General features: G+C 73.2%; 11 protein-coding genes and 1 riboswitch. Of the genes, 7 read left to right on the top strand and 4 right to left on the bottom strand.

Features of this window, described 5'->3' with window-relative positions; genetic code table 11:
• The first annotated feature begins 43 nt into the window (after nucleotides 1-43).
• Nucleotides 44-700, top strand: coding sequence for a MerR family transcriptional regulator (locus tag ACT3T9_RS07560; RefSeq protein WP_441444010.1), 657 nt, complete (start codon nucleotides 44-46; stop codon nucleotides 698-700).
• Nucleotides 701-707: 7 nt separating this feature from the next.
• Here ACT3T9_RS07560 and ACT3T9_RS07565 read toward each other — a convergent pair whose 3' ends face one another.
• On the bottom strand, nucleotides 708-1,511 hold the full coding sequence (locus ACT3T9_RS07565; RefSeq protein WP_442332039.1) for a hypothetical protein: 804 nt from the start codon (nucleotides 1,509-1,511) through the stop codon (nucleotides 708-710).
• A 73-nt stretch (nucleotides 1,512-1,584) separates the two neighbouring features.
• On the opposite strand from ACT3T9_RS07565, the gene ACT3T9_RS07570 reads away from it, so the two are divergent.
• Nucleotides 1,585-2,154: a hypothetical protein gene (locus ACT3T9_RS07570; protein WP_444606234.1), complete on the top strand. Its 570-nt coding sequence runs from the start codon at nucleotides 1,585-1,587 to the stop codon at nucleotides 2,152-2,154.
• A 28-nt stretch (nucleotides 2,155-2,182) separates the two neighbouring features.
• Here ACT3T9_RS07570 and ACT3T9_RS07575 read toward each other — a convergent pair whose 3' ends face one another.
• Nucleotides 2,183-4,738, bottom strand: coding sequence for a lamin tail domain-containing protein (locus ACT3T9_RS07575; protein WP_441444007.1), 2,556 nt, complete (start codon nucleotides 4,736-4,738; stop codon nucleotides 2,183-2,185).
• A gap of 180 nt (nucleotides 4,739-4,918) precedes the next feature.
• Between ACT3T9_RS07575 and hrpB the strand changes: the two genes are divergently transcribed.
• On the top strand, nucleotides 4,919-7,519 hold the full coding sequence (gene hrpB, locus ACT3T9_RS07580; RefSeq protein WP_441444006.1) for an ATP-dependent helicase HrpB: 2,601 nt from the start codon (nucleotides 4,919-4,921) through the stop codon (nucleotides 7,517-7,519).
• 6 nt (nucleotides 7,520-7,525) lie between these two features.
• Here hrpB and ACT3T9_RS07585 read toward each other — a convergent pair whose 3' ends face one another.
• Nucleotides 7,526-8,173: a GOLPH3/VPS74 family protein gene (locus ACT3T9_RS07585; RefSeq protein ID WP_441444005.1), complete on the bottom strand. Its 648-nt coding sequence runs from the start codon at nucleotides 8,171-8,173 to the stop codon at nucleotides 7,526-7,528.
• A 119-nt stretch (nucleotides 8,174-8,292) separates the two neighbouring features.
• Here ACT3T9_RS07585 and ACT3T9_RS07590 point away from each other — a divergent pair, with 119 nt between their 5' ends.
• Nucleotides 8,293-8,760, top strand: coding sequence for a DUF3817 domain-containing protein (locus ACT3T9_RS07590; protein ID WP_441444004.1), 468 nt, complete (start codon nucleotides 8,293-8,295; stop codon nucleotides 8,758-8,760).
• A 111-nt stretch (nucleotides 8,761-8,871) separates the two neighbouring features.
• Here the strand turns inward: ACT3T9_RS07590 and ACT3T9_RS07595 are convergent, their stop codons facing one another.
• Nucleotides 8,872-9,960, bottom strand: a complete 1,089-nt coding sequence (locus ACT3T9_RS07595; RefSeq protein WP_441444003.1) for a hypothetical protein — start codon at nucleotides 9,958-9,960, stop codon at nucleotides 8,872-8,874.
• Nucleotides 9,961-9,989: 29 nt separating this feature from the next.
• A riboswitch (SAM riboswitch) is annotated at nucleotides 9,990-10,106 on the bottom strand.
• 83 nt (nucleotides 10,107-10,189) lie between these two features.
• Between ACT3T9_RS07595 and rlmC the strand changes: the two genes are divergently transcribed.
• The 3 genes from rlmC (at nucleotide 10,190) to ACT3T9_RS07610 (ending at nucleotide 13,218) form a co-directional block, all read left to right on the top strand.
• A complete protein-coding gene (rlmC, locus tag ACT3T9_RS07600) occupies nucleotides 10,190-11,356 on the top strand; it encodes a 23S rRNA (uracil(747)-C(5))-methyltransferase RlmC (RefSeq protein WP_441444002.1) in 1,167 nt (388 codons plus the stop codon).
• Between the two features lie 63 nt (nucleotides 11,357-11,419).
• Nucleotides 11,420-12,118 carry an SRPBCC domain-containing protein gene (locus ACT3T9_RS07605; RefSeq protein WP_441444001.1) on the top strand — a complete coding sequence of 233 codons (699 nt, stop codon included), beginning with the start codon at nucleotides 11,420-11,422 and terminating at the stop codon, nucleotides 12,116-12,118.
• Nucleotides 12,115-13,218: an asparaginase gene (locus ACT3T9_RS07610; protein WP_441444000.1), complete on the top strand. Its 1,104-nt coding sequence runs from the start codon at nucleotides 12,115-12,117 to the stop codon at nucleotides 13,216-13,218. Before ACT3T9_RS07605 ends, ACT3T9_RS07610 begins: the two co-directional genes overlap by 4 nt.
• The last annotated feature ends 14 nt before the right edge of the window (nucleotides 13,219-13,232 follow it).

Raw genomic sequence — 13,232 nt, forward strand, 5'->3', positions numbered from 1 at the left:
ACTATCCACGGTCGCCACGACGCACAGACCCGGAGGTCCTGCGATGCTGTTGGCAGAGCTGTCCGAGGCCAGTGGGGTCTCCACCGCCTCGATCAAGTACTACCGGCGCGCGGGGCTGCTTCCCGCCGGGGAGCGGCTCACCGCGACCCGGCAGGACTACGGGCCCGCCCATCTCGAGCGCCTCGAGCTGATCCAGGTCCTGCGGGAGGTCGCAGGGGCCCCGATCACCCGCATCGCACAGCTCACCGCGATCCTGGACGACCCCGAGCAGACGCTGCTCAGCGCACTCGGCGCGGCCCAGCTGATCGTCCTGGGCCTGCCCGTCGAGGAACCGGACACCGCAGCGGAGGGCCACCTGGAGCACCCGTCGATCACCCCGCTGCTCTCGCACCTGGGCTGGCCGGATGCACATACCGCACCGCGGTGGGCGCTGGATGCGCTCCTGCGCTCGCTCGAGAGCTGGGGGATGCCGACGGATCTCGAGACGCTGCGCCGCTACGCCGAGCCGATGGCCGAGATCGCTCGGGCCGACATCGCCTCGATCCGGGATCAGTCCGGGCAGCCCGGCACGGAGGTCAGCGACGACGTGCAGGTGATGCGAGCGGTCGCCGGCGCGATCGCCTTCGACCGGATGATCCAGCTGCTGCGCGCCCTCGGGCACACGTCGTACAGCATCCTGCGTGCCCGAGGCTCAGGCTGAGCTGACGTCAGTGCCGCAGGTCGATCCCGAAGACGCGCCGGATCTGCGCGACCGCATGCCGGGTGAAGCGGCGGTCCGAGGGCGTCGAGGCGAAGGGCAGCACCAGCCCGGGATGCTGCGGATGGGTGACCCGGCCGTGGGTGGAGCCCGGGGTGACCACGAACCCCGCATCCTCCATCCGGCGCAGCAGCTCGCGCCGAGAGGTGGGATGGCGGGTCCCCTGCCCACCCCGGGTGCTCGGTCCGGCCGCTGCCTCGGCGATGTCCAGGGCGGGTTCGTACTCCGCCGGGCGCACGGACAGCGCATAGCGGGTCGAGAACAGGCCGATCACGGCGTTGTCCGCCCGGCGCACCTGCACCACCAGCTCCGCGCGGAGGAAGTGGTCGCTCGCGCCGGCATCCGCAGTCCAGGCGTCCTCCGGATCGGCGACCGTCTGCACGATCTGCTCCGTGGGCAGCCCGGCCACCCCGACGGAGCGGATGTCCGCGTCGGTGATCCGCAGCGGCCGCGGCACGGGGCGCGGATCCTCGGCGCTCAGCGTGTGCACGGCGCCCGGCGGTGCGCTCGGCACCGGGCGCGGGAGCTCGACGGTGCGGGCGCGGCGCGGCGGCAGCTGGGCCGACGGGCTTCGCTCCCCGGCTGTGGCCCGTTCCCGATCTGAGCCCTGATCCGCTGCCGGCTCGCTCACCCGGTTCGTCTCGCTCCCGGGGGGCCGTCCGCTCGCACTCCAGTCCACCGGCCGCACTCGCCGCGCGGGATCGCTGATCCCGCGCAGGATCTTGGGGGTCGGTCGCGGTCGAGGTGTGCTCACCCCTGAGATGGTGGCATGCCGGAGCCGTCCGCTAGCGTTGCACTCGTCGACGTCGCCCTCCGTGAGGATCCGTGTGCCTGCTCGCTCCACCGTCATCCGTCCGTCCGCCGCCCGTCTCGCCGGGGCCCTGTTCGCGGTGACGCTGCTCGCCGCCGGCTGCGGGGAGAGCGCGCCGGGCCCGGAACAGCCGACTCCCGCCTCCGCGCCCTCCGCAGCCTCCGACGGCGGCGGCACCACCGATGCCGGGAGTGCCTCTGATGGCGGGAGTGCCTCTGATGGCGGGAGTGCCTCTGATGGCGGCGGGCAGACTGCGGCCGCAGTTCCCCCGGAGCCGTATCCGGTCACTCCCGCCCCTGAGGGCTTCGCCCCGCCGGCGGCCTGCTCGGGTGAGGGCGCCTACCTCGGGAAGGTCGGGAGCACGGCCACGCCTGAGCTGCCGGGGCGCGCCGGGGAGACGCTCACCATCGACGTGGTGGGCATCGAGGGCGAGGACGCCCAGCTGGCAGCCACCGTCGGTGAGGGCAGCCCGCGGGAGGTCGAGGCGGTCACCCTCGGGGAGAGCGTGACCATCGACCTGTGGACGATCTCCGTCACCAGCGTCTGCGGGGACACCCAGCAGGTCGAGTTCGACCTCATCGACTGAGCGCCCCCGCGCACCCTCCGCTCGGGGCTCAGGCCAGGCGGGAGCGACGGACCAGCCAGAACCCGCCAGCCACGAGACCCAGCGCCGTCGCAGCGATCGCCGCCGCGCTCACGCCGGTCCGGGCCAGCACTCCCGAGCGCGCCCCCTCGGAGCCCGCTTCGCCCTCGGCGCTGACGGAGACCTGAGCGCCACCCGGGGCCGCAGCCCCGGGACGGTCGCCCTCAGCCCCGGGAGATGCCGAGGGGTCGCCGCCATCGTTCGGCGTGGGTGCTGGCACAGGATCAGCATCCTGGCCACCCTCCTGGTCGCCCGCCTCGTCACCCGCGCCTGGTTCCGGGGCAGGACCGGGCTCCGGCGTCACCTCAGTCGCACGCTCGCATGCCGGGTCCAGCAGGCCGATCCCGCGCAGCGCGTGCCCGTCGGTATCCGCGTCATCGGCGAACCAGGCCCGGCGCACGCCGTCGGTGCAGACCTCGGTCGGCTCGAGAGCTACGCCCTCGTTCGCGAACTGGGCGGGCATGCCGTCGGCGCGGGCGAACACCGCGGAGGCGACCACTGGAGCCGCACCGAGCTGGTACTGCACGGAGACGCCGTCGAGGGCCTCGTCGGCGAAGGCCCACAGGGTGTTCGAGGCGGCGTCATGGTCCAGTGCCATCAGGCCGGGCAGCGGAGAAGGCAGGGTCGCCACCAGCACGGCGTCGCCCCCGGCCTGCAGGGCGAGGGCGTAGACGTCGCCGGTGTCCTCGAGGACCACGAAGGCGTAGGCCTCGGCGACCGGGACCTCGGCGCCCAGCTGCGCGAAGGCGCTCGCAGGCACCATCTCGATGCCCTCGAGGCCACCGTTCGCGGAGGTCGCCGGCAGCACGGAGGTGAGGTCCCACTCGGAGGCTGCGGTCAGCACGTCCCCCTCGGCGCTCGTGTCATAGGCGAGCACGGTGTTGCGGGAGGCACCCTTGGCGGCGTTGTCCCGCTCCACGGAGAGGTAGATCCGCCCGTCCGCGCCCACGGAGATGCCCTCTCCGTCGGGCTCTCCGGTGCCATCGGCGAAGAGCGTGTGCTTGCCGCCGGTGGGCCAGCCTTCCGACTGCTGCCAGGTGCCGTCAGGCGCCGGGACCAGGCGCGAGATCTGGCCGGCATCGTTGTTGACACCCCAGAGCACCGTGCTGCCGTCCTCGAGGATCTGCAGGTCCAGACCCGAGAGGTCCTCGCCCCACTCCCCCGCGTCGTCGAGGACGGTGACGTCCCCGTCGGTGGGCAGCGCCGTGGTGACCACGGGCTCGGCGGTGCCGCAGTCGTTCTCCTCGCCCGGGGTGGCGGTCCGGGAGGGGACGTGCTCGCCGTCGCACAGGGCGTTGGACTCGGTGACGTGCTCGGTCCAGGAGACCTGGCCGAGCAGCGTGCCGTCGGCGTCCTGCAGGCGCACCTGGTCCTCACCGCCGAGTCCGTAGCCGAGCTCGTCGCCGGTGATCAGCAGCAGCGCACCCGGCGCGAGCACGGTGCCGGCGGGCAGCGTGTGGACGTGCTCGTCGTCGGAGTCGAGGATCCGGTGGCCGCTCAGGTCCACGGGCTCGGAGCCGAGATTCTTCAGCTCCACGAAGTCATCACCGCTGGAGTTCGTCTCGTTGATGACCCCATCGCCGCAGGCGTTCGGAGCCCCAGGGGTCGCGACGTGGCTCCTGCCGAACTCGCCCTCGCCCCCGCCGCAGCGCTGCCAGGACGGGAAGGCGTGAGTGTCCTCCGGCCACTTCGTGCCGTCGACCAGGTAGCCGTTCGGGGCGAAGATCCGTGCCTGGTCACCCTTGCCGAGCCCGAACGGCATCCCCTGGAACAGGTAGCGCTCACCGGGGGCGAGCTCGGTGCCAGCGGGCACGACGGCGGGGACCTCGGCGGGGAGGTCCTTCTCGTCCAGCAGGTACCAGGCGGAGAGGTCGATCGTGCGGTCCGAGACGTTCATGATCTCGGCCCAGTCATCCCCCTCGGAGACGACCTCGGTCACGCGGATCGCCTCGGCGTCCGGGTGCTCCTCGGCGGCCGGCGGTGGGACGTACGGGCCGGAGTTCGCCGACCCCTTGGTGACCTCGGCGGAGGCGGTGACCTCGCCGTCGATCACGATGTAGCTGGTGGGCGCGTGCTCGGTCCAGGCGAGGGAATCGATCAGCGTGGTGCCGTCGGCGGCGAAGAGCCGGGCGATGTCAGCCTTGCCGAGCCCGAAGTCGAAGCCGCCAGGAACCGCATCCGCATGGTCCAGGACCAGGTGCTCGCCGGCGACGAGCACGGTGCCGGCGGGGATCGTCCAGTCGCGGGCATCGTCGTCGTCCTTGAGGAACCAGCCGGAGAGATCCACCGGCCCGGCACCGGTGTTCACCAGTTCGACCCAGTCCTCGCCGCCGTCGGGGTCATCAGACTCGACCTCGGAGATCTGCACGTCGGCCGGGGCGGCGAACGCGGGGGCCGACGGCGCGAGCACGACGGCGGAGACCAGTGGTGCGGACAACGCGAGAGCGCCGGTCAGCGCACCGAGACGGTGAAGCGTGGGACGCCGGACGGCGACGTCCGACGGCGAGGGGGCAGGGCTGGGGCGCACAGATACTCCTGGGTCATCACGAGGGGGCCTGCGCATCCCACCAGCGCGCGATGAACGGCGGCCGAGGCGCGCATGTCCGGGAGATGGCGCCAGGAGGGCGAGCCCGAGAGCCGCCAGGAGGGCGAGCCCGAGAGCAGAGCCGAGGAGCACCCCCACCCGCCGGCGCGGCATGATGGGAGGATGCCCGTCCCGCCGACCGTCCCGCCCGCACCGCACCGCTTCGACCTCGACGCCATCGGCACAGGGCTGCCGGTCGCCGCCGCACGGAGCGAGCTCGAGGCGGCGGCCCGCAGCGGCGCGATGGTCGTCACCGCGCCGCCCGGCACCGGCAAGACCACGCTGGTGCCGCCGCTGGTCGCGAACCTCTCCGAGGGACTGACCCTGGTCACCCAGCCGCGCCGGGTCGCAGTCCGGGCAGCCGCGCGCCGTATCGCCCAGCTCGACGGCTCCACGCTCGGCGGGCCGGTGGGCTTCACGGTGCGCGGGCAGCGGGAGGTGGGCGCCGGCACGCGACTGGAGATGCTGACCCCGGGGGTGCTGCTGAGGCGTCTGCTCGCGGAGCCGGAGCTGCCCGGGGTCGCCGCGGTGCTGCTCGATGAGGTCCATGAGCGCTCCCTGGACACCGACCTGCTGCTGGGGATGCTCGCCGAGGCCCGCTATCTGCGCGAGGACCTGCTGGTCGGAGCGATGTCCGCGACGCTCGACGCCGCGGCGGTGGCGGGGGTGCTGGACGGTGCGGCGATCGTCGAGGTCCCCAGCGCTCTGCATCCGCTCGCGGTCTCCTATGCCCCCTCCCCTGCCCCGCGGCTCGACGCCCGTGGCATCACACGGGAGTACCTGGACCATCTCGCCCGCACCACGGCCCGCGCACAGCGGGAGCACGGCACCGATGCACTGGTCTTCGTGCCCGGTGCCCGGGAGGTCGACGAGGTGGTCGCCCGCCTGCAGGGCCTGGTGGGAGGCGAGGTGGAGGTGCTCGCCCTGCACGGCCGGCTCCCCGCCAGCCAGCAGGACCGTGCCACCGGTGGTCGGCGTCCCGGTGAGCTGCCACGCATCGTGGTCTCGACCGCGCTCGCGGAGAGCTCGCTGACCGTGCCGGGGGTGCATCTGGTGGTCGATGCGGGGCTCTCCCGGGAGGTACGGCGGGACCGTGGCCGGGATATGTCGGGCCTGGTCACCGTCAGCGCCTCGCGCGCCGCGGCCGAGCAGCGCGCGGGCCGTGCCGCCCGGCAGGGCCCGGGCGCGGCGGTGCGGGTCTTCGCGCAGTCCGACCTGGCCGGGATGCCGGCGCAGTCCCCGCCGGAGATCGCCTCGGCAGATCTCACCGATGCGGCGCTGTCGCTGGCCTGCTGGGGAACACCCCGTGGGGAGGGCCTGCCGCTGCTGACCCCGCCACCCGCCGGGGAGATCGCCGCCGCGGAGGCAACCCTGCACGCCCTCGGTCTGGTCGATGACGAGGGCAGGCCCACCCCCTCCGGGACCCGCGTGGCCCGCCTGCCCGTCGGGGTGCGGGAGGCGCGTGCGCTGGTCGACGGGGCGCAGCGCCTGCCGGGCAGGGACGCGGCCCGCACCGCTGCGGAGGTGGTCGCGGCCGTCTCCGACGACCATCGGCCGACGGGAGCGGACCTGCCCCGGCTGCTCGCAGACCTGCGTTCCGGTCGCGCGCCCGGCGTCGAGCGCTGGCGCCGCGAACGCGACCGCCTCACCCGCATCGCCCGCACTTCCGGCGAGCCGCACCGAGCCGAGCCGCGCCGCGGAGCCGCTCCGCTCCTCACAGCCACCGATGCGGCGCACCAGGCCGGCGCCGTCCTCGCCCTCGCCCGCCCCGAACGGATCGCCCATCGCACCGCCGAGGGGTCCCGCTCCTACCTCCTGGCCTCCGGCACCCGGGCCGCGCTGCCCGAGGGCAGCGGCCTGCTGGGCCGGGACTGGCTCGCCGTCTGGGAGGTACAGCGGGCGGAGGGCCGCGCGGCCGACGGCACCGGAGCGGTGATCCGTGCCGCCGCACCGCTGAGCGAGGAGGACGCCTTCCTCGCCGGGTCCGAGCTGCTGGTCTCCGAGCGCACCGCCCGCCTCGAGGGCGGGACCGTGCGGGCCCGGCAGCGACGCCTGCTCGGGGCGATCGAGCTGACCTCGACCCCGGTGACCGCGACCGCCGCAGACACGCTGCCCGCGGTGCTCACCGAGGTGCGAGCCCGGGGCCTCGCGGGGCTGGCGATGAACGAGCCGGCCACGGCGCTGCGTGCCCGGCTCGGGCTCGTGCATCGCGAGCTCGGCGAGCCCTGGCCCGCGATGGACGAGGCCTCCCTGCTGGAGAGGCTGGAGACCTGGCTCGCCCCGCAGCTCTCGGCCCGCACCACGAAGCTCTCCGGCATCGATGTCACCGGCGGGCTGCGGCTGCTGCTGCCCTGGCCGGAGGCGTCCGAGCTCGCCGAGCTGGTCCCGGAGCGACTCGCGGTGCCGTCGGGGAACACGGCTCGCATCGACTATCCCGCGCCGGATGCCGAGGACGGCCGCCCGGTGGTGGCGGTCAAACTGCAGGAGCTGTTCGGCCTGGCCGAGACGCCGCGCCTGGTGCGGGGGCGGGTGCCGGTGCTGTTCCACCTGCTCTCCCCGGCCCGTCGGCCGCTCGCGATCACCGACGACCTGCGCTCCTTCTGGGACGGGCCCTACCGCGAGGTGCGCAAGGAGATGCGCGGCCGCTATCCCCGCCACCCCTGGCCGGAGGATCCGTGGACAGCGCCCGCGACCGCACGGACGAAGCGCGCTGCGGGGCGCTGAACGAGATCAGGTCGCGATGCTCGCAGTGGTGGTCACCATCAACACGGCGGTCATGTCTTCCATGATCTTCTTGACGGCCTTTGCCGCCGGGTGGTTGATGTCCAGCGCCGTGATCCGCTGGTCGAGCTCGCGGCGGGAGAGGTCCGGCAGGTCAGTCTTGAGAATGCGGTGGGCGATGCCGAGGGCGCGCAGCAGCTCGAGCAGGATGCCGTCCTGCAGGCTCGCCGTCCCGGGATCGGTGACGGCGGCGGCGAGGCGGGCGCGCAGGGCCGTCTCGAGGGTGTCGTCGTGGGTCGGCCAGCTGGTGGTGAACCAGCCGTCCTTGCGCTGTACCGCACCCACGGCGGCGAAGCCCTCTCCGATCACCTCGGTGAGGTCCATGGTGCGGTGGGAGATCACGTGGGTGACCTTCTTCCCGTCGAGCTCGGTGAGCGCGCCGAGTGCCTGATCCAGCACCGGGAGGCCCGTCGGCGCGGTGTCGCGCACCTGGACCTTCGGCGCTCGTTCCTCGCTGAGCGCGAGCTTCTCGCGCAGCGCCAGCTCCGCCACCGCGGCGGCGGCGAGCGCCTGCTTCCGGTAGGAGGTCGAGTCCTGGCGGCCCGCGTCGTTGGTCAGCAGCAGGAAGAGTTCTCCGGGGATGGTGTGCGTCGCCATCCCCCTACTGTGACGCTCGGCACGCGGCCCTGACACCCCAGATCGTCCACCAGCGGGTCCGCCTTTCGTCGGGCCTCGCATCCAGCGGATCCCGAGCACCAGCTGGCACCATCGACCCCATGCGCCTGTTCTCGACTCCCTCCCGCCTCTACCGGGTGCTCGCCTTCGCCGAGATGATCACCTGGACCCTGCTGCTGGCCGGCATGTTCGTGAAGTACGTGCTGGAGTCCACCGAGCTGCTGGTGCGCATCGGCGGCGGGCTGCACGGCTTCACCTTCCTCTCCTACGGGGTGGTGACGGTGCTGGTCGCGATCGACCAGAAGTGGCGGCTGAAGGATCTGCTGCTGGGCATCGGATCGGCGATCGTCCCCTACCTCACGGTGCCCTTCGAGCGCTCGGCGATGCGACGCGGCCTGCTCAGCGACACCTGGCGGCTGCGCGAGGAGCGGGGCCGCACGGCACCGGAGCGCCTGGTCTCCCTCGCGCTGCGCCACCCGGTCCCGGCAGTGCTGATCGCCGTCGTCGGCGTCGCGATCGTGTTCTCGGTGCTGCTCTCCCTGGGCCCGCCCACCGAGTGGTTCGCCTGAACGATCAGCCTGCCCAGCGCTCGTTCAACCTGCCCAGCGCTGCTGAGAGGTGAAGCGCTGCTGAGCAGCGCAGGGCAGGCGTCCTGCTGAGCAGATCACCGCGAGCCCGCCTCAGCGAGGAGGCACGATCGGATCGATGCGCACCACCTCACCGCCGCGCAGGTGGAGGCGGCTGATCTGAGCCACCGGCATGCGGTGGGAGAGCCGCGGGACCGGCGGCTGATCGGGCTCCGGCGGCAGAGCCTCTCCGAAGCACACCCCGCATCCCTGCACGGAGAGCGCCTGGGAGCGCCGTGCCTCCCAATCCACCTGTGCCGCATGCGCGGCCCGGATCCAGGGCCCGCCATGGGGCCGGCAGGGCCCTGCTCCGTCCTGCCCCTGCAGCGGGCACTGCGCAGGCCGGGCCGTGACCAGCAGGTCCAGGCCCTCGAGCTCCGGGACCCGAGGGTCGGCACCGGTGGGAATCACGTCCAGTCCGCCCGGCCCGATCCGCAGCACCGCCCCCTGCCCCTGCTCGACAGCGATCAGCAGGGCGCTCTCGAGCGCCTGATCCGGGTGGGAGGCGAACAGGTCCTCGCGGGCGGCGGCGGCCGGTTCGAACCAGTCTCGCTGGGTCCCGACCAGCGCTCCGAGGGCCACCGGCCCGCCACGGCGGCGCAGCGCGGCGGCCACGGCGGGCCGGCGGTACCAGCTCAGCCCGGGCGGACGGACCGCACGGGCCCTGCCCTCGACGGGAGCACCGGCCCGGGCTCCTTCCCGGCTGGGTCGGGCGAGCTGCTCGGGCGGCTGCGTGCGCACCTCGAACGGTGCCTGGCCGCCGCTGAGATCAGCGACGATCGTGCCCTCCGGGCTGAGGGTGGGCAGCACCGGCCCCAGCGCCGGCACCACCAGCCAGGAGTGGGCGAGCTCGAGCGGTCGACGATCCCGCAGCGTGGACCGCACGATCTGCGGTGCGGGCGGGGTGGTGGGGCGGCGCCGACGATAGACGAGCCCCTCCTCCTCATCGGCGCCTCTCTCGAGGTCCTGCTCGTTCCCGCCTGTGAACTCGTTCCCGTCCGCGGAGGGCTCCACGTCGAGCAGCAGCTGCGGGTCCGCGCTCGCGGTGATCGGGCCGACGCCCGGCAAATCCAGCTCGATCAGCTGGTCGCGCCAGGTCTCGGCGAGGGGGTCGAGGTCCAATCGGTCATTGTCCCGAGTCATGTCTTCTGCCTTCCGACGTGGGCCCTCACGGGCCGCCTGACCGGACGAGCGGCTGCTCTCCGGCCGGGTCTTCCTCGACGGGCACCGAGTTCGGTTCCGGTTGCCGCGCGGCCTCTGTCGAAGAAGTGCAGCCGCGTCTCATGACCCACCTGCGACGGTAGCGGAGGGGTCCGACAGTCGAAGCCCCCACCGGCGCCTGCCGCTGCCCCATGCCTCGTAGACTCCTGGGGTGCGGTGCCATCATTTCGAGTCCGGTGAGTGCAGGTCCTGCACCCTCCTGGACCTCCCCCGCCCCCGCCAGATCGCCGAGGGCCGTGACCGCGTCGAGCAGCTGCTCGCACGCTTCCTGTCCCCCGGCACCACCTGGGGCGCTCCGCTGCTCGGCGCCGACTCCGGATTCCGGGCACGCGGGAAGATGGCCGTGGCCGGCACCGCCCAGGAGCCTCGGCTCACCCTGCCCGGTCAGGCCCTGGGGGTCGATCTCAGCGACTGCCCGCTCTATCCGGACGGGGTCGAGGAGGTGCTCGAGGGGGCCAAGGCGCTGATCCGGCGGGCACAGGTGCCTCCGTATGACGTCGCCCGTCGCCGCGGCGAGATCAAGAACGTGCTGGTGACCGCCTCGCCCGACGGCGAGCATGTGCTGCGGCTGGTGCTGCGCAGCGAGCAGGCGCTCGAGCGGATCCGCGAGCATCTGCCCCGGCTGCTCGAAGCCCACCCCTCCGTGATCGCGGTCTCGGCGAACGTCCATCCGGACCACACCACCGCGGTCGAGGGCGAGCAGGAGATCCCGCTGGCCGGCGCCGCATCGATCGCTGTGCGCACCGGGGACGTCACCCTGTTCGCCCGCCCGCAGTCCTTCCTCCAGACCCACACCGAGGTCGCCGGGAAGCTGTACCGCCAGGCTGCGGAGTGGGTCGCGGAGATCGCCGCCGCGCACGAAGGATCTCCGCGGCTCTGGGACCTCTACTGCGGGCTCGGGGGATTCGCGCTGCACGCGGCGCTGGCCGCCCCCGCCGCCCGTGTCACCGGGGTGGAGGTCTCCGCGCAGGCCATCGACGGGGCCCGCGAGGCCGCCGCCGCTCAGGGCATTGCAGCGGACTTCCTCGCGGCGGATGCCACCAGCTGGGCGATTGAGACGGCCACCGGCGCCGAGGGCCCGCCCGAGATCGTGATCGTCAACCCGCCCCGTCGCGGGCTGGGGCCGCGCCTGGCCACGTGGCTCGAGGACTCCGGCGTGCGCGACGTCCTCTACTCCAGCTGCAACCCGACGACCCTCGCCACCGACCTCGCCGCCATGCCCTCGCTGCGCATCACCGCCGGCCGCTTCGTGGACATGTTCCCGCACACCGAGCACGCCGAGGTCATCGTGCGGCTGCGCCGCACCGATCCGGCCTGACACCCACCCGGCCCCACCTGACCTGACACAGTGGGCCCTGTACATCGCCTTCGAAGGAGCCCCATGACCGCCACGCCCACCAGCCAGCTGACCGACGTCACCCGCACCGTCACCCTCTCCACGGACGGCAACACCGTCACGCTCGAACAGACCTTCCCGGTGCACCCCGAGGAGCTGTGGTCCGCCCTCACCATCGGCTCGCACCTCGAGGTGTGGTTCGGCCGGGCGAGCGGCGAGGTGACCGAGGGCGGCCGCTACGAGCTGCCCGATATGGAGACCCGCGGCGCCGTGCTCGCCGTCGAAGAGCCCTCTCGCCTGCTGCTGAGCTGGGACGTCGGCAAGAGCACCAGTCAGCTGGAGCTGCTGGTCGCCCCGGTCGACGCATCAGGCGCAGCAGAGGCAGCACCAGCAGCAGGTGCCGATGAGGAGGGAGTCCAGGCAGCCCCCGCCGGATCCCGCTTCACCCTGCGCCACACCGTCCCGGATGACGCCCACTGGAAGACCTTCGGCCCCGCAGCCACCGGGCTCGGCTGGGATGCGGCGCTCTATGCGCTCGCGCTCCATCTGCAGGACCCGTCGGTGGACCTGATCCCCCAGCTCGGGGACTTTGCCGGCTCTGAGGAGGGCGAGACGTTCACCCGCTCGACCGCGGAGGCCTGGTTCGAGGCGCACGCCGCCACGGGGGCGGACAAGAAGCCTGCCCGCAAGGCGTCGGTGCGCACCGCTGCCTTCTACCTGGGCGAGGAGCCGGAACTGTCGTGACCAGCACGTCGGACCCCTCGCAGGCAGCACCGGACGGGTCGTCAGCACCGGTGGCGGCAGCGCAGGACGGTTACGCAGCACCGGCAGCGCCGACGGCGCAGGAAACAGCTGCCGTCACCCTGCTGACCCTCGGCGGCACCATCTTCATGACCCAGGGGGCCGACGGCGGGCATGCCGTCCCGGACGAGGCCGCCGGTCAGCGCCTGCGCGGGACGCTCGTGGACGGTATCGACCTGACCGCTCTGGCGATCGCGAACATCTCCTCCTCCGATGTGCGCCCGCGGCATCTGCGCGAGGTGCTCGAGCATGCCCGGCGCGCGGTGGACGAGGGCGCCGCCGGGGTGGTGCTCACCCACGGCACCGACACCCTCGAGGAGACGGCCTTCGTGCTGAACCGGTACTGGGACCGCCCGGCACCGCTCGTGGTCACGGGCGCGATGCGGCCGGCGAGCGTTCCGGGGGCTGACGGCCCGGCGAATCTGCGCGACGCGGTGCGCGCAGCGACAGCCCCCTCGGCCCGGGATCAGGGGGTGCTGGTGGTGTTCGACGGCCACGTGCACCTCGCGGACCAGGTCACCAAGGCGTCCTCCCGCTCCGTCTCCGCCTTCGCCTCCGCCCCGTCAGGGCCGTTCGCGATGGTCGACGAGGGCGACCTCCATCTGCTGCACCGGCCCTTCGACCGCGCCGCTCGGGTCATCCGGGAGAACAGCGTGCCCCCGGACCGGTTCCCCGAGGTCCCGATCCTGACCGCGGGCCTGGACGAAGACTTCACCCTGCTGGATCACCTCCCGCCGCACGCCACGGAAGGGCTCGTGATCGCCGGGGTCGGGATGGGGCACGTCTCCCCCGCCGCGATGCCGCGCCTGCGCCGCCTGCTCGAGGCGGGCACGCCCGTGGCTGTCGCGACCCGCATCGCCGCGGGCGGCACCTCCACCCACCACTACGCCTACCCGGGCAGCGAGGTGGACCTGCTGGAGGCAGGTGCGCTGATGACAGGGTTCCTGCCCCCGGCGCAGGCCCGTCTCCTCCTGCAGGTCCTCCTCGCCGACGATGCCGGCCCGGACCGGATCCGCGAGTCCTTCCAGGCCTACGCCAGCTGAATCCTCAGACTCGC

The sequence above is a fragment of the Brachybacterium sp. AOP29-B2-41 genome (assembly GCF_052378395.1).
In the GTDB taxonomy this organism is placed as follows: domain Bacteria; phylum Actinomycetota; class Actinomycetes; order Actinomycetales; family Dermabacteraceae; genus Brachybacterium.